The sequence below is a fragment of the Brevibacterium permense genome, from assembly GCF_025506275.1.
GTDB lineage: Bacteria > Actinomycetota > Actinomycetes > Actinomycetales > Brevibacteriaceae > Brevibacterium > Brevibacterium permense_A.
Map to the genome: position 1 here is coordinate 1 of NZ_QYCP01000071.1, position 16,353 is coordinate 16,353.

Annotated in this window: 15 protein-coding genes; 5 read left to right on the forward strand and 10 right to left on the reverse strand. The window is 64.5% G+C overall.

Annotation, left to right across the window (positions count from 1 at the left end; all coding sequences use genetic code 11):
- Together D3I60_RS03025 and D3I60_RS03030 are read left to right on the forward strand one after the other, a co-directional pair.
- The coding region (locus D3I60_RS03025; RefSeq protein ID WP_262774676.1) for a hypothetical protein at positions 1-1,219 on the forward strand (1,219 nt) is incomplete at its 5' end.
- A 117-nt stretch (positions 1,220-1,336) separates the two neighbouring features.
- Positions 1,337-1,507 carry a DUF3117 domain-containing protein gene (locus D3I60_RS03030; protein WP_064485784.1) on the forward strand — a complete coding sequence of 57 codons (171 nt, stop codon included), beginning with the start codon at positions 1,337-1,339 and terminating at the stop codon, positions 1,505-1,507.
- A gap of 79 nt (positions 1,508-1,586) precedes the next feature.
- On the opposite strand, the gene D3I60_RS03035 is transcribed toward D3I60_RS03030, so the two are convergent.
- Positions 1,587-2,222 (reverse strand): O-methyltransferase, encoded by a 636-nt coding sequence (locus D3I60_RS03035; RefSeq protein ID WP_173153808.1) that lies wholly within the window; start codon positions 2,220-2,222, stop codon positions 1,587-1,589.
- A 36-nt stretch (positions 2,223-2,258) separates the two neighbouring features.
- The gene (locus D3I60_RS03040) at positions 2,259-2,591 is read right to left on the reverse strand and encodes an MGMT family protein (protein ID WP_139907659.1); all 333 of its coding nucleotides are present in this window, start codon (positions 2,589-2,591) and stop codon (positions 2,259-2,261) included.
- Positions 2,592-2,670: 79 nt separating this feature from the next.
- On the opposite strand from D3I60_RS03040, the gene D3I60_RS03045 reads away from it, so the two are divergent.
- A complete protein-coding gene (locus D3I60_RS03045; RefSeq protein ID WP_262774677.1) occupies positions 2,671-3,126 on the forward strand; it encodes a twin-arginine translocase TatA/TatE family subunit in 456 nt (151 codons plus the stop codon).
- An 85-nt stretch (positions 3,127-3,211) separates the two neighbouring features.
- Here the strand turns inward: D3I60_RS03045 and D3I60_RS03050 are convergent, their stop codons facing one another.
- The 4 genes from D3I60_RS03050 to D3I60_RS03065 all read right to left on the reverse strand — a co-directional run bounded on the left by D3I60_RS03050 (position 3,212) and on the right by D3I60_RS03065 (position 7,654).
- Positions 3,212-4,633: a polysaccharide deacetylase family protein gene (locus D3I60_RS03050; RefSeq protein ID WP_262774678.1), complete on the reverse strand. Its 1,422-nt coding sequence runs from the start codon at positions 4,631-4,633 to the stop codon at positions 3,212-3,214.
- A 4-nt stretch (positions 4,634-4,637) separates the two neighbouring features.
- Positions 4,638-5,759, reverse strand: a complete 1,122-nt coding sequence (locus D3I60_RS03055) for an Mrp/NBP35 family ATP-binding protein (RefSeq protein WP_262774679.1) — start codon at positions 5,757-5,759, stop codon at positions 4,638-4,640.
- 69 nt (positions 5,760-5,828) lie between these two features.
- A complete protein-coding gene (locus D3I60_RS03060) occupies positions 5,829-6,377 on the reverse strand; it encodes a DUF1003 domain-containing protein (protein WP_262774680.1) in 549 nt (182 codons plus the stop codon).
- Positions 6,378-6,379: 2 nt separating this feature from the next.
- Positions 6,380-7,654: a magnesium transporter MgtE N-terminal domain-containing protein gene (locus D3I60_RS03065; protein ID WP_262774681.1), complete on the reverse strand. Its 1,275-nt coding sequence runs from the start codon at positions 7,652-7,654 to the stop codon at positions 6,380-6,382.
- 216 nt (positions 7,655-7,870) lie between these two features.
- On the opposite strand from D3I60_RS03065, the gene D3I60_RS03070 reads away from it, so the two are divergent.
- Complete coding sequence (locus tag D3I60_RS03070; RefSeq protein WP_262774682.1) at positions 7,871-9,796, forward strand: calcineurin-like phosphoesterase family protein; 1,926 nt, start codon at positions 7,871-7,873, stop codon at positions 9,794-9,796.
- Between the two features lie 110 nt (positions 9,797-9,906).
- On the opposite strand, the gene D3I60_RS03075 is transcribed toward D3I60_RS03070, so the two are convergent.
- Entirely contained in the window at positions 9,907-10,998 is a 1,092-nt protein-coding gene (locus D3I60_RS03075; protein WP_262774683.1) for a P1 family peptidase, read from the reverse strand.
- Positions 10,998-12,524: an aminopeptidase P family protein gene (locus D3I60_RS03080; protein ID WP_262774684.1), complete on the reverse strand. Its 1,527-nt coding sequence runs from the start codon at positions 12,522-12,524 to the stop codon at positions 10,998-11,000. The genes D3I60_RS03075 and D3I60_RS03080 overlap by 1 nt, the downstream gene beginning before the upstream one ends.
- Positions 12,525-12,602: 78 nt before the next feature.
- On the opposite strand from D3I60_RS03080, the gene D3I60_RS03085 reads away from it, so the two are divergent.
- Positions 12,603-13,460, forward strand: a complete 858-nt coding sequence (locus D3I60_RS03085) for a PHP domain-containing protein (protein WP_262774685.1) — start codon at positions 12,603-12,605, stop codon at positions 13,458-13,460.
- Between the two features lie 42 nt (positions 13,461-13,502).
- On the opposite strand, the gene D3I60_RS03090 is transcribed toward D3I60_RS03085, so the two are convergent.
- The gene (locus tag D3I60_RS03090) at positions 13,503-14,648 is read right to left on the reverse strand and encodes an acyltransferase (protein ID WP_262774686.1); all 1,146 of its coding nucleotides are present in this window, start codon (positions 14,646-14,648) and stop codon (positions 13,503-13,505) included.
- Positions 14,649-14,816: 168 nt separating this feature from the next.
- On the reverse strand, positions 14,817-16,349 hold the full coding sequence (locus D3I60_RS03095; RefSeq protein WP_262774687.1) for a DEAD/DEAH box helicase: 1,533 nt from the start codon (positions 16,347-16,349) through the stop codon (positions 14,817-14,819).
- Positions 16,350-16,353 lie beyond the last annotated feature (4 nt).

Below are 16,353 nucleotides of genomic sequence, written 5' to 3' on the forward strand. Positions count from 1 at the left end.
CCTCCCCGGAATCACCCTCGCCCCCGAAGTCTTCGACTCCTCCCGTTTCAGCCGCCTCGGCACACTGTTCATGGCTCTGCCCGTGTGGCTGCAGGCCGTGGCAGTGTACTTCGCCTCCCGAGTCGTGAGCATGTCGATCTTCGCCGCAGTCCTCAAACGGCAGGACCCGGCGAACTGGTCGTCGTCACCTGTGACGACGACGCTCAATGACTTCCTCAACTTCTGGGACGGCGGTTGGTACGGGCGCGTCGCCGATGAGGGCTATCCCCGCATCCTGCCCGTCGACGAATCCGGAGCGGTCGCGGAGAACCAGTGGGCGTTCTATCCGCTGCACCCCTCGATCGTGTCCACTCTGGCCGACCTCACGGGGATGAGCTACGAGGTCATCTCGCCGATCGTGTCGACGATCGCGGCCGGTCTGGCCTCGATCGTCATCCTCCACCTCTTCCGGAAGTACGTCGATTCCGGTCAGGCGCTGATGGGCCTGGCGCTTGTGATGTTTTTCCCGCCGGCCGCGATCTTCTCCACCGGCTATGCCGAATCACTGACCCTCCTGCTGCAGGCATCGGCGCTGTTCCTCGTCGTCGAACGCCGCTATCTCACCGCGATCCCGGTCGTCGTCTTCATGGATCTGTCGCGGCCGATCGGCGTGGCGTTCTCGTTCTTCATGCTCTTCCACCTCATCGACCGCTTCCTCCACCGCCGCAGCGATCCGTATCCGACCGGCGAGGTGATCCGGTCCTGGACCCTGGGGGTGCTCTCCTGCGCAGCGGCCCTCATCCATCCGATCCATGCCTGGTGGGCAACCGGATCGATAACGGCCTATACCGACACCGAGGCGGCCTGGCACACCGGCGAGACCACGTTCGTCGTCCAGTGGGTGGCTCGGTCGATCAGCCTCATCGGTCCGCTCGGTCCGGTGCTGCTCGTCATCGTCGTCGCCGGAATGCTCGCGTTGATCTTCTCTCCGGCGGGAGCGCATATGGGACGGACGCTGCAACTGTTCTGCCTCGGCTACGGCCTGTACCTGCTCATCTTCTTCAATCCGCAGACCTCCACCCTGCGTCTGCTGCTGCCGTTGTTTCCGCTGGCCCTGACGTTGTCGCTGGTGCGATCACGAGGCTATCGGGCCGCGATGCTGGTGGCCTATATCCTGCTTCAGATCGTGTGGGTCGCCTACCTGTGGCACTTCACTCCGCCTGCTGATCTGCCGCCGTGACCGTCCGTTGGGCGGGAGAGTTACCCGGAACGCGCGGATCATGGAATAATCGTAGGTACATCATTCGGTCCACCTGGTGTGAACCGTCTTTGAATGACAACGGAAGGAAGAGCCCATATGGCAGCCCAGAAACCCCGCACCGGCGACGGACCTCTGGAAGTGACCGAAGAAGGCCGAAGCATGGTGATGCGGCTTCCAGTCGAAGGCGGAGGCCGTCTGGTGATCGAACTCAGCAGAGATGAAGCCACCGGACTCCACGACACTCTCGCCCAGACGCTGGGGCTCTGAGCCGACGGCCGCAGAACACGGCCGGACGGAGACGCACGAACAGCAGAGACTTACCTGTAAGTCTCTGCTGTTGTCGCATTCACCGGGTCTTCTGCAGTAGCAGCAGCCCTTCTCCGATGGGCAGCAGCACCCGCTCGAGGTGCTCCTGTTCGGCGATGCGGTTGAGCATGCTCCGTGCCGCCTGGGTCCGGGGACTGCGATCGACGGGATCGGCGACGGCGCCCTTGAGCAGAGTCTTGTGGATGACCAGCAGGCCCTGGGCATCGAGCAGTCGGAGAGAGGGTTGGATCATCCTCTCCAGGCTGCCCGGCTCCACGTCGATGAAGACCATGTCATAGGCCGAAGGCGCGAGACGTTTGAGCACCTCTTCGGCTCGACCGCTCATCAGCCGCAATCGCCCTGGCCGGATTCCGGCCATGTCGACGAGGTCACGAGCTGCGCTCTGGGTCGTCGAATTCGTGTCGATCGACGTCAGTATCCCGGCGGTCGGCATCCCGCGCAGAAGTGACAGCGTCGACGTTCCCACACCGGTGCCGACCTCGACGGCCGCAACCGGGGTGAGCAGTCGGGCCAGCAGCGTCAGCGTCCTCGCCGTGGTTTGGGACACCGGTGCGATCCCGAACTCATGAGAGTGGGTGCGAGCTGCGTCGAGCAGCGGATCGGGACCGTTGTACTGTTCCGAGAAGGTGAGATCACCTGCATTTTCGCGTGCCAACCGGCCCCTCCCTTCTGGTGCTGAGTTCTCCCAAGTCTAACCGCAATCGGGGTCGATTCCTTGGCTGCGCCACAGTCGATCGAGTTCATCGACTTCGAGGAATGCCGCGCGTTCGACCCGCTCATGAGAATGCGGTGTGCCCTCCTCTTCCCAGTGGATGCGGGCGCGGGCGAAGATCTCGGGCGGCAGGATCCCGGCCGCGTTGACGACTCGCCACCAAGTGACGTTCGATCCGAATTCCCTCATCACCCGTCCGACATAGCGAGGTGAGCAGTCGGCAACGGCGCCGACTGTCCCGTAGGCGACGACGCGTGCGGCGGGTACGAGTTCGATGATGCGCAGCACCCGTTCGACGGCTATCTCGTCCACGGCACCTCCCGGCAGCGGGATGTCGAACCTGAGCTGACCATGAGTCGATGCTACCGCCGTCCACGGTAGACTTGAGACCATGTTCGGTATCAACGGCACCGAAATGGTGATTCTGGTCGTTGTGGCGTTGGTCGTCATCGGACCCAAACGCCTGCCCGAATACGCTCAGAAGCTGCGAGACTTCGTGCGGCAGATGCGTCGCATGGCCGAAGGCGCGAAAGACAGCGTCCGACGCGATTTCGGCGATGACTTCAAGGACGTGGACTGGCAGAAGCTCGATCCGCGCCAGTACGATCCCCGCCGCATCGTACGTGAGGCACTCGTCGAAGAGGATGCGGCCATCCGCGAGTCCAAACGTCAGGAACGGGCCTCTCAGGAATCGTCATCCCCTGAGTCCTCCGGTGCTGCCCTGTCGATTGAGACCGACACCGAGGCGGCCCCCACCCGGGAGAAGTCACCCATCGAACGATTCCAAGCTCAGATCGACCAGCGCGACCGTTCCGCTGCTGCACCGTTCGACCCCGAAGCCACCTGAGCCACCCCCGGAAGCCACCTGGGGTTGAGGCCGACGGCGTCTGTTGGGAATGTTGCATTCCCGCCTCCGTGCAAGCGTCAGTGGCTCAGTTCTTCATCACCGCGGGATGTTCGGGATTCGAGCACAGATCATCGCCGTAGCCGCGGCAGAAGTACGACCCGCCCCTCTTCCACTCGATCCCGGAGAAGAGCTCGCGCACGGTCACTGTGTAGAGGCCCTTGTCCGCCACGGCCGAGAACACCTCCCGAGCCGCCGTCGCGGTCGACGGATGAATGGAATGCATGAGCACGATTGATCCGGGCCTGGTCAGAGACTGCACCCGTCGGACCGTCTTCTTCGCATCTCTGTGCTGCCAATCTCCGGTATCGACGTCCCAGATGATCGCAGGACTGCCCAGAGCATGTGCTGCGCGTTTGTCGAGGGCACCGTACGGCGGACGGACGAGAGGCTCGTCCTTCACCCCGACCGATCGCAGTGATCGGTCCGTCCGGTCGAGCTCTCTGCGGATCGTCGCCGAGGAGGTCTTGTCCATCTGCACATGCGAAAACGTGTGATCGTCGACTTCATGGCCGGCGGAGACGATGCGCTCGGCCACTTCGGGGAAGGCGTCTGTGTTCTTCCCGAGGAAGAAGTATGTCAGACGGATGTTCGCCTCATCGGCTGCGTCGAGGATCGTCTGTTCGGTCTTCGCCTCTCCGGGACCGTCGTCATAGGTCAGCGCCACACAGGGCAGCAGCGCGCAGGAGAAGTCGGGGGAGCGCAGATCGATCGGCGGAGGCAGTTCGAGACTGCTGTGCAGCGCCTTCTGGACACGGACGCCGATGGAGGACAGATCGGTGTCGGAGACCGCATCGTCATTGATCGTCAGCGTGCTGGTGTCATCGGCTCCGACGGCTGCCGGGTCGACTGGAGCGGCGAAGAGCCGGCGGGCATCGACTGTGCTGTCGAGGGCGAGATCGGTCAGCAGCAGCCTTGTCTGCGGATTCGGCGACTGAACATCGATTGCGGTCACGACGAATTTCCCGCCGCTTGCCAACACCCGAGTGCTGATGTCCACAGCACGCGGGTCGATTCGAGACGCAGGAGCGTCATCGATGCTGGTCTGCGCTGGTGTGAAAGCCGTCGCGGGCCACCTGTGGACAGGTGCTGTCTGAATGGGGTCGAAGGCAGCGCGATCGGCGAAGCCTCCAGAATCGTCGATCAGGGACAGCACATGTTCTTCGATCGCCGCATTCAACGAGGCGGCCGTCGGCAGACCGAAGGTGTGGACGTCCAGTCGAGGCGTGCGATCGTCTGAGACGAGCGCGTAGCTGCGCAGCGCTGCGGAGAGAACGTCCCGGTTCTCGGCGGCGATCGTTCGCTGCGCGGGTCCCACCGACCGTCCGGGGGTGGGGTCATCTCGAAGAGCAGTGACGACAGCTCCGGCCAAGAGGACGAGAGCGGTCAGAGCGCTGATGCCGGCGAAGACAGAGTAGACGAGGGTATCGCGAGGGGAGAGAGGAGACACCGACTCAGACCGGGCTCAGTCCCAAAGACCTGCCGGACAGGCCGCGACTGCGTCGCCGCAGCGACTCCGCAAGGGTGTCGAAAGCCCTCGCCGCAGGCGATTCCGGACCGCCGAGGACGACCGGGGTACCCGAGTCCGAACCTTCCCGCAGACGAGTGTCCAAGGGGATCTGAGCGAGCAGCGGAACCTCCTGATCGAGGGTGGTGGCGAGGTTCTCGGCCACGCTGGCACCTCCGCCGGAGCCGAACACCTCCATCCGAGTGCCGTCAGGCATCTCCATCCATGACATGTTCTCGATGACTCCCGCCAACGTCTGCTTCGTCTGTGTGGCGATGGATCCCGCACGTTCGGCGACTTGGGCGGCCGCCGACTGCGGTGTGGTGACGACGAGGAGCTCGGATCCGGGCAGCAGCTGAGCCACGGAGATCGCAATATCACCCGTGCCGGGAGGCAGATCGAGCAGCAGCACGTCGAGGTCGCCCCAGAACACATCGGTGAGAAACTGCTGCAGAGCGCGATGGAGCATGGGACCGCGCCAGACGACGGCCTGGCTCGGCGGGACGAACATGCCGATGCTCATCACCTTCACGTCGTGGGCGACCTGGGGCAGGATCATCTCGTCGACTCGGGTCGGCTTGCCGGAGAGACCGAGCATACCGGGGATGGAGAAGCCGTAGATATCGGCATCGACGATGCCGACACGCAGGCCCTTGTCCGCCAGGGACACGGCAAGGTTCGCGGTCACCGACGACTTTCCGACGCCGCCTTTTCCGGATGCGACGGCATAGACCTTCGTCAGCGATTCCGGGCGATTGAAGGGGATATCGCGGGTGCCGGAGCCCTGCAGCTTCTCCTTCATCTCCGTGCGCTGTTCGGGGGTCATCGTGCCCAGAACGACAGCCACCTCGGCGACCCCGTCGACACCGGCCACCGCAGCCTTGGTGTCTTTGGTGATCGTGTCCTTCAGCGGGCACCCGGCGATCGTAAGGAGCACTGTGACGGTGACCTTGCCGCCTTCGATCACGATCGATTCGACCATATCGAGTTCGACGATGTTGCGGCGGATCTCAGGGTCGATGACCCCGGTCAGCGCCTCTCTCACGGCGTCCTCAGAGGGACCAGTCATGCCCACGTCCTTTCCTTCCCGGAACAGTGCTCCCGGGCCCTCAACACTACCGCTTCGGCGGTCGTCTCGTCATCCGCCTCGGGGGCCGCCTCGGCGCTGTTCGGAAGCCCGGGGATCGGCCTTGTCGGTCCCGTTTTCGTCCTGTCTCTCCTCTTCGAGCTCCTTGAGCAGATCCTTGAGCTCGGAGCGGATGAAGTCACGAGTGGCGACCTCACGCATGGCGATGCGCAGCGCCGCTACCTCTCGTGCGAGGTACTCGGTGTCGGCCAGGTTGCGTTCGGCGCGCTGCCGATCGTGTTCGAACTCGACGCGGTCCCGGTCTGTGCTGCGGTTCTCCGCGAGCAGGATCAGCGGCGCGGCATAGGAGGCCTGAAGGGACAGGATGAGGGTCAACAGGGTGAAGTTGAGCGACCGCGGGTCGAACTGCCACGATTCCGGCAGCAGGGTGTTCCACAGCAGCCACACCGCACAGAACACCGTCATCCCGACGAGGAACGCGGGAGTGCCCATGAACCGGGCGAAGGCCTCGGCTCCGCGTCCGAAGGTCTCGGGGGAGACGGTGAAGCTCGGCAGTCGGCGCTTGCTCGATCGCGGGATCTCGAAATCATCGACGGCCATATCTACCCCCTGCTGCGATCGTCTCGACCGGTGGTTCGCCAGTCCTCGGGCAACAGCTCGTCGAGGACGTCATCGACGGTGACCACACCGACGAGGCGATCGTTGTCGTCGGTGATCGGCACCGACACCAGATTGTACGCGGCCAGCAGCTTCGCCACCTCGCCGAGCGGAGTCTCCGGCGACAGCGGTTCGACCTCGGTGTCGAGCATGATGCCCACAGCCTCGTGCGGCGGATGGCGCAGCATCTCCTGGATATGGACGAGACCCAGATACTTGCCAGTCGGGGTCTCCACCGGCTGCCTGCAGACGAAGACCGCGGCAGCCAGCGCCGCAGGCAGGTCTTCCCGTCGGACATGGGCCAGCGCCTCGGCGACAGTGGCTTCCGGGGTGAGGATGACCGGTTCGGTCGTCATCAGACCGCCGGCTGTGTCATCGTCGTACGCCAGAAGCGTACGCACATCTTCGGCCTCATCCGGTTCCATCAGAGTCAGGAATCGTTCGGCCTGTTCATCACTGAGCTCGCCGAGGAGGTCGGCCGCATCGTCTGGAGCCATCTCTTCGAGCACGGTCACGGCTCGTTCGGTTTCGAGTCCAGTGAGGATCTCGATCTGGGTCTCGGCCGGCAGCTCCTCGACGACATCGGCAAGGCGTTCGTCATCGAGGGCTCGGGCCACCTGGAGGCGGCGAGCGGCGTTCATCTCGAAGAGCACATCGGCGAGGTCGGCAGGCTTCGTGTCCTGATAGGCGGCGATGAGCTGGGTGGCTTCCTGATCGACCTCGGAATCCACCGGATGGTCGGCATCCGTCCAGTCGATCTGCTTGGTCTCGCCGCGGCGGCGGAACGCGGCGAAGGCGCTGCGTTCGGGCACTCGACGCACGAAGAGTCTGGTGACCTCCCAGTCCTTGTTCACCTGCTGTTCGATGCCGACGTCCTCGACGAGCACCGGTGAGTTGTCCTCGCGCAGACGCAGCCGTCGGTCGAGCAGGTCATTCATCACCAGGGTCTCGGATTCACGCTGTTCGAAGCGGCGCATATTCACCAGGCCGGTCGTGATGACCTGGCCGGAGTCGATCGCGGTGACCCGGCCCATCGGTACGAATACGCGGCGACGGCCCGGCACTTCGACGACGAGACCGATGACTCGGGGGAACTGCCGCATCGTCGCACGATAGACGATGACGGCGTCACGGACACGGCCCACCTGATCGCCGAGAGGGTCGAACACGGGGGCGGTGACGAGTCGGGCGACGAAGACTCTTTTCGGTGGACCACTCATGTTCTCAGACTACGTGGTGCATGGAGTTTTCAGTGCTCACCTCCGTGAATCGAATCGAGATCACATTCGCGGGCGGTGAACGCAGAGGGCGCTGGGTTCCACTCGGCCTCTTTTCCTATTCATCAAGCCGTCCTGGCTGCTTCATCTGGTTGTCGCCCCGTCTCCCTAGGGTCATTTCTCGGCAGAACCCGCCATAGTCGAATACAGGAGAAATCCATGCAGACACGACGAATCCGCCCGCGCACCGCTGCCGTAGGACTGGGAGCCTGTGCTGCGCTCTCGCTCTTCGCCCCGCTTCTCTCGCCGACCTCGGCGATGGCCGCGGACGCACCGGCTGAACTGTACGAGGGCCACGTCCAGGTCGACCGCGGCAAGGCCGACGATTCGAAGAAGTTCACCGGTCAGGTCTTCGACGACGTCAACGAGAACTCGAAGCTCGATGGGGATGAGAAGGGCATCTCCGGTGTTGCGGTGAGCAACGGAGTCGACGTCGTCCAGACGGACGGAGACGGACGCTACGAGCTGCCCGTGCGAGACAATATGACCGTCTCGATCACTCAGCCCTCCGGCTGGCAGGTACCCGTCGACGAGGACAAGGTCGCACAGTTCAGCTACAATCACCTGCCCGAAGGCTCCGGCGACCTCGAATTCGGAGGAATCGAACCGACCGGTGATACGCCGAAAGCCGTCAACTTCCCGATGATCGAATCGCAGGCCTCGGCGAAGGGCGAGCAGAACTGCCCGATCGCCTCCGACACCCAGGCCTATGACAAGACAGAGATGGGCTATGCTCGCGACGGAGCCGTCGGAGACCTTGCCGATCGCAGTGACTACGGGGCCTGCGGAGTGCTGCTGCTCGGGGACAATGTCGGTGACGACCTCAGCCTCAACGATGAACTGCGCGATATCTACTCCCAGATGAACGGACCCGTGCGCGTGGCCCCGGGCAACCATGACCAGGACTACGACGCGGTCGACGACGCTCACGCCCTCGACACGTTCCGCGACCAGTTCGGTCCCTCGTACTTCTCCTACGATGTCGGCAAAACCCACTTCGTCGTCCTCGACAGCATCGAATACGAGGGCAAGGCGAACAAGAAGAAGTACAAGGAGAAGATCAGTCAGGATCAGCTGACCTGGCTGGAGAACGATCTGAAGAACGTGCCGAAGAACGCGCAGGTCATCGTCGCCACCCACGCGCCGATCCTCACGCACAAAGAGGTCGTCGTCGACAATGCGAAGGACTTCTACGACGTCATCTCCGACTACCCGAACGCCGTGACCGTCGGCGGACACACGCACACTCAGGAGAACCTCGTCGCTGGCGAGACGAGGAAGGAATGGGCTGCAGCCGGGATCGAGAAGCTGCCGAATACGCAGATCGTCGCCGGTGCCGTCTCCGGCGACTGGTACTCCGGCGGCCTCAACGCCGACGGGTTGCCGTACTCGTTCACTCAGGACGCTTCGGAACCGGGCGTGCTCACCCTCGAATACGACGGTGCTTCGCGCAGCGAACGCTACACCGTGCGCAACGAATCCGACGACCATCAGCTGCTGCTCGGCGTGAACTCGCCCGAGTGGCGTGACTGGGCGCAGAAGGCCCAGGACTGGCAGGACGCGGACAAGGATGGCACTGCTCCGAAGGAGGTCTCCGAACGCGTCGTCACCCGCGAGGACCTCAAGCAGGGCGAGACCTGGCTGACCTCGAGCTTCCTCGCCGGCACCTCGGACGCACGAGTCGAAGTCAGCTTCGACGGCAAAGCACCGAAGCAGTCCGAGCACACTCAGCCGGGCAAGGGCGAAGCTCTGGCCAAGGGCTGGGAGTACACCGATCCGTACACGGCATCTCAGAACCTTCGCACCTCCGGCAATGTGGGCCAGTCGAGCTCGCACCTGTGGCGGACCGAGATCCCCAAGAACCTCGACCTGGGCACCCACACCGCCGAGGTGACCGGAACCGACCGCTACGGTCGTGACTTCACCGAGTCGGTCCGGTTCACCGTGGTCGAGGATGAGGCCGCCGCGAAGACCGAATCGCAGAAGCTGCTGCGTCAGGATGGCTTCGATGCTCAGCAGAAGAAGGAAGTCCGGGATCCGAAGGGTCTCGACTCCGAAGAGGCTCAGTCGGCTCGCAACGACTGACAGCTGAAGAAGGAGCTGCACCTCCGCGTAGCTGTCGGATGATGGCGCTTGGAAGCTGCGGAGAACTGGGAGGAGCGGGGCCCGCCGAACGGCGGGCCCCGTCTCCGTGATCAGAGAGCGTTGAACTCCGAGGTGAAATCCGGTGCGATCTCGCTCAGCGTCGGCGGCTGCCCCCACGAGCTGTCGACAGGTGTCGCCGAAGCATGGGCGTCGAGGATCGCCAAGCTCAGCGCATCGGCCGCCGCCGCGGAGATCATCACGAGCTCTCGGGTGGCGGCGTCACGATCGGAGGGCAGATCCTGCGCTCCGGTGGCGATGCCGAAGACCGTGTCGCCGTCGAAGAGGGTGTGCGAGGGCAGCACAGCTCGGGAGATGCCCGCGTGCGCCCCCGATGCCATCCGCGTGGTCTGCGCCGAGTCGAGGCGTGCATCGGTTGCGACGATCGCAATCGTCGTGTTCTTCGCAGCAGTCCCCGGGTCTGGCGGTGCCGAGGCGGGGAGACCCAGCACCTTCGGCAGATCGAGGCCGATCGAGCGCAGCAGCGGGTCCAACCACAGACCGCCCGACGGCGTGCCGATCGTTCCCAGCGAATTCGCCACGACGAGCGCCGCGACTGTGGTTCCGCTGGGCAGCCGGACGGCATAGGATCCGAGCCCTCCGCGCACACTCTGGAATCCGGACCGGGCTCCGATGCCTGCCCCGATGCTGCCTCGGACGTCGTCCGTCCGTCCGGACAGCGCCGCTCGTGTCGCCTCGGCGCCTTCGTCCGGTCTCGGCGGTGCCACGGAACCGTTTCCGCGGCCGAGGTCGAAGATCGCGGCGGCGGGAACGAGCGGAATGACCGCATCGGCAAGTCCGGGAGCAGGGAATCCGAGCCTCGCCTCGGCGAGGGTGTCGACGACTCCGGAGACGGCACCCAGCCCGAATGCGGATCCACCGGAGAGGACGATGGCATCGGCCCCATAGGAATGTGTTCCCGGCGCGATGACATCGGTCTCACGTGTGGCGGGACCGCCCCCGCGGACATCGACGCCGATGGTCGAACCAATCGGGGGCAGCACGGTGGTGATCCCCGTCAGCCGGCTGTCGGTGAACTCACCCGCATGGCCGAGGCGGATACCGGGGATCTCGAGGACTCCGCGCCCGCGGAACGGGCCGGGTCGTGCCTCGGGGCCCGAACCGCGCGCGGTATCCGAGGTCATCAGCGGTCCTGGGGCCGGCCCTGCACCCAGGCCTCGATCTCGGCGCGGGTGCGGGGGAATTCGGCCGAGAGATTCTCCACTCCGTCGGCGGTGACGAGGACGTCGTCCTCGATGCGGACACCGTTGCCGCGGAACTCCTCGGGCAGGAGCAGGTCGTCTGATTTGAAGTACAGTCCGGGTTCGATGGTGAAGACCATTCCAGGTTCGATGGTCGCGTCCAAGTACATCTCCGCTCTCGCCTGCGCACAATCATGGACGTCGAGGCCGAGGTGATGACTGGTGCCGTGGACCATCCACCGACGGTGCTGCTGTCCTTCCGGTGACAGCGAAACGGCGGCGGAGACCGGCAGCACACCGAACTCTTCGAGACGCTTCGCGATGACCTCCATTGCCGCCTCGTGGACCTCACGGAACTTCACAGGACGGTTGGGGTGATCTGCGGCCACAGCGAACGCGGCATCGGCGGCATCGAGCACGGCATCGTAGATCTTCGCCTGCACCGGAGTGAAGGCGCCCGAAACAGGTAGGGTGCGGGTGATGTCCGCAGTGTAGAGCGAATCGGCTTCGGCTCCGGCATCGACGAGGATGAGGTCACCGTCCCGGACCTGACCGTCATTGCGGATCCAGTGCAGGGTGCAGGCATTGTTGCCCGAGGCGGCGATCGTGTCGTAGCCGACCCCGTTGCCGTCGGAGCGAGCGGCGGTCTCGAACGCGGTCTCGACGACTCGCTCACCACGACGGTGTCCTAGTGCCTTCGGCAGCGCTGCCACCACGTTGTCGAAACCGGCGCGGGTGATGGCGACGGCTTCGCGCAGCTGCGCGATCTCGTGGTCGTCCTTGATCAGGCGCAGCTCGGAGAGCAGCTGGGCCAGTTCGGCGTCTCCTGCCTCGGATGTCTCGAGATCGGCCTGGACCTGGGTGCGAGCCAGGTCGATGACTCCGTCGATGCGGGCGTCGGCCTGTCGGACGAGGCGCACGGAGATGGCCCCGAGATCCTTCGTAATGGCGTCATCGACAGTGGCGGAGCTCTCCGTTGCGATGCCGGTCATGGTGGACATCGCTTCGAGATCGGCACGCGGTCCGACCCAGTACTCTCCGTATCGGGAATCGGAGAAGAACTCCTCCGTATCGGCACCGGCGCGGGGACGGAAGTACAGCGTCACATCGTGGCCGTCGTCCTCGGGTTCGAAGACGAGCACGGCGTCGGGTTCGGAATCGGCTTCCAGACCCGTGAGGTGGATGAACGCGGAATGAGCACGGAAGCGATAATCGGTGTCGTTCGAGCGGACCTTGAGTCCGCCGGCGGGAACGACGAGCCGTTCGCCGGGGAATGCCGCCGAGACCGCGTCCCGACGGGCTGGGGTGAAACCGGCGGCGGCGAGAGCCTCGGCGTTGAGGGGAGTGCGATCCCAACCAGAGGCGACGAAGTCGCGGAAGGCGGCGGAATTCGGGCGATGCGAGCGGTTGTTGACGCGGTCTGCGAGGTCCTGAGTCGAGTCTGGGGTATCTGAGTTCTGCTCTGTCATGCCGCCAGTCTAGACGGGCGGAGTGACATGGTGTGTACACGTGGAAGTCGGAACGACAGATGCAGATAGACTGTGACCATGGTCATCGATCTCCACGTGCACACCGCATTTTCGGACGGGACCCAGACCCCGTCCGAACTCATCTCAGAAGCCTCGATGGAGGGCATCGACGTCGTCGGACTCACCGACCACGACACCACTGCAGGTTGGACCCTTGCCGAGGATGCCGCCCGCGTCTACGGGCTCGGTCTGGTGAGGGGAATGGAGATCTCCTGCCGTTACGAGGGGATCAGCGTGCACCTGCTCTCCTACCTCCACGACCCGTACGATACAGGGCTGGCCGAGGTCGTGCAGGAGACAAGGCGGGCGAGACTCGATCGCACCCACCTCATCATCGAACGATTGGCCGAAGACTATCCGATCGACATGGATGCGGTGCTCTCCGTCTCGGGAGAGGACGCCACGATCGGACGTCCGCATATCGCCGATGCGCTGGTCGCAGCGGGCGTCGTCGAGTCCCGCACCGAAGCGTTCTCGTCGATTCTTTCCAGCCAGGGAAAATATCATGTGTCCCTGCCGACGATCGATCCGATCACCGCGATCGGGCTGATTCGGGAGGCCGGGGGAGTCTCGGTCTTCGCCCATCCGCGCGCGGCCATGCGCGGTCGGGTCGTGCCTGATTGGGCGATGACCGAATTCATCGCCGCCGGTCTCGACGGACTCGAGGTCGACCATAGGGACAACCCTCCGCAGGAGCGAGAGGCGATGCGACGTCTGGCCCATGAGCACGATCTCATCGTCACCGGCTCCAGCGACTACCACGGCACGGGCAAGCCCAACCGCCTCGGCGAGCACGTCACTTCCGACCATATGCTCGCGAAGCTGCTCGAACGTGCAGCTTCACGGCCGGGTGGAGTCGACTACATCCAGGGGTGAGTCCGACTCCGAGCTGTGCCAGCCTTCAACTGGGGGCTGAGATCAGCCGAGGATTCGGCGCAGATGGAGCTTTCCCCAGGCGAAGCTCAGCGCGTACGACAGAGCCGCCATGAGCGCGAGCAGGCCCACATACTGGATGACGAGCAGGATCGGTGCAGCATCGACGTCGAAGAGGCGTTCGAAGAACAGTTCGAGGAAGAACACGTGGACGAGGAATGCACCGAATGATGCCGTCGCCATCGTCGTGAAGACCTTCTTGGCCCGCCCGCTGAGGCGGATGCGGGAGACGAGGAGGATGACGCTGACAGCGAGTCCGACGATGAGCGGGTTCGCATTCTCGATCGGATAGGACCGTCGCGACTCCCACCACAGCACGCCGAGCGCAGAGACTGCGAAGAGCAGACACAGCGTCCAGATCGGCGGTCGCAGCTCATGCGCGTGATGGATGATGAAGGCCCCGATGACGAAGTAGACGACCTGATATGTCGCGAAGCCCCACTTCCACGCATCCTGGTCGGAGCCGATGATCTCGAGGACGAACGGTGCCCACACGGTCGATCCTGCGAGGACGAGAGCCAGCGCCGCGAGCTTCCACGGTCGCTGCCCCTTCCAGAACAGGACGAGTGCGCCGAAGACCAGGATGAGCGGAATGTACGCGTAGAGATACCAGAGGTGGAAAGCCGGGCGACCGGCTTCGAGGAAGCTGCGCACGAGGTCGTGTCGGACGTCGACCTCATCGGTGTCGAAGAGGTTGAAGCCGAGCACGAAGATGACCGACCAGGCGGCCAGCGGAACGACATGCCGGACGATGCGGTCCCACATCTTCGCTTCGGTGCGCGGAGGTGCACCGGCGAGCACTGCCCAACCGGCGATCATGAAGAACATCGGCACGGCCCAGGGATTGACCGCCTCGGCGAGATGGCCGAGCCACCATGCGTCGCTGCCCTCGTCGGATCGGCCGATGAGGACGCCACCCGAGTGGCCGATCATGACGGTGAGCCCGGCGAGCACTCGCATGACGTCGACGTCGTGGCGGTGCGCTTTCGAGGCCTTCGGCTTCGCAGTCGGGGCAGGTGCCACTGTCGGCTTCTCAGCTGGGGCTGGTCCGGCCGTCGGCTCGGCGGGGGAGAGGCCGACCCGGGTGGGAGCTGCGGGGGACTCGTCGTCCAACCGGCGTGAACCGAACAATGACTCACTCTCGTTCGTACTCGATGACATGGCGTCCGAACATCATCGGTCACAGAATTGAACGGGGTCGGGGGTCGAATTGAACACAGGATGAACGAAGGGCCCCGACCGGGTGGTCGGGGCCCTTCGTGCAGGCAGTGAGGCGAATCGGTCTCGCCTGCGGATGGATCAGTCCTCGCTGGAGTCGGTGGCCGAGTGGCCGCCCTGACTCGCCTGGCCGCCCTGCGCGCGGTTGACCGGCTTGCCGCCGCGAGTGCGGCGACGGCTGCGCTGGCGGCGCGGTTTGCGGTCGTCGCTACCGGAGTCGGAGGAGGAATCACGACGGTCGGATGAGCCGCCTCGGCGAGAATCCGAACTGCCACGGCCGGAACCGCGACGATCGGATCCGCGGCCCTTGCGCTCACCGGTGGAATTCTCGTCCTCGCCTTCGGGGCGCTGGCGCGGTAGCCGGCCCTTGGTGCCCTTCGGGATGCCCAGGTCGGCGAAGAAGTGCGGGGACGTCGAATAAGTTTCGACCGGTTCATCGAAATCGAGCCCGAGGGCCTTGTTGATGAGACGCCAGCGGGGCATGTCATCCCAGTCGACCAGGGTCATGGCAACACCGGAGTTGCCGGCTCGACCGGTACGTCCGATGCGATGGACGTAGGTCTTCTCGTCCTCAGGGCACTGGTAGTTCACGACATGGGTGACATCGTCGATGTCGATTCCGCGGGCCGCGACATCCGTGGCCACGAGCACGTCGACCTTTCCGTCGCGGAAGGACTTCAGAGCTTTCTCGCGTTGTGACTGACCGAGATCGCCGTGGAGAGCCTTGACCGCGAAACCGCGATCCTCGAGTTCGGCGGCGAGCTTGTCGGCGGTGCGCTTGGTGCGGGTGAAGATGATCGTGCGGCCACGGCCCTCGGCCTGGAGCATGCGGGCGACGAGCTCGGATTTGTCCATCGAATGGGCGCGGTAGACGAACTGCGTCGTGTTCTTACCCGTCAGCGACAGGTCCTCATGGTCCTGGGCGCGGATGTGGGTGGGCTGGTTCATGTAGCGGCGGGCGAGGGTGATGACCGCCCCCGGCATCGTCGCGGAGAACAGCATCGTCTGCCGGTGGGCGGGCACCGCGTTGATGATCTTCTCGACGTCGGGCAGGAAGCCCAGGTCGAGCATCTCATCGGCTTCGTCGAGGACGACGGTGCGGACGCGGTGGAGCTTGAGGATCTTGCGACCGTAGAGATCGAGGAGGCGGCCGGGGGTGCCGACGACGACGTCGACGCCGGATTTGAGCTGGTTGATCTGCGGATCGAAGTCCATGCCGCCGTAGATGGTCATGATGTCGATGTCACGCTGCACCGAGGCGGTGACGAGGTCGGCCGCGACCTGCTTGGCCAGCTCACGGGTGGGAACGACCACGAGGGCCTGCGGCAGCCGCGGCTCCTTGGCATCGCCCATGCTGTCGGGAGTCGAATCGGCGTCGGAGGTGACCGACGAGTCCTCGGTTTTGCCGACGACACGCTGGAGCAGGGGGATTCCGAATCCCAGGGTCTTTCCGGTACCCGTCTTCGCCTGCCCGATGATGTCGGCTCCCGACAGTGCCACGGGCAGTGTCAGCGCCTGAATGGGGAAGGGGTGGGTGATTCCTGCCGAGGCCAGTGAGGCCACGATCGGTCCGGCGACTCCCAGCTCCGCGAAATCCGCTTCTGTCTCCGCCATATTC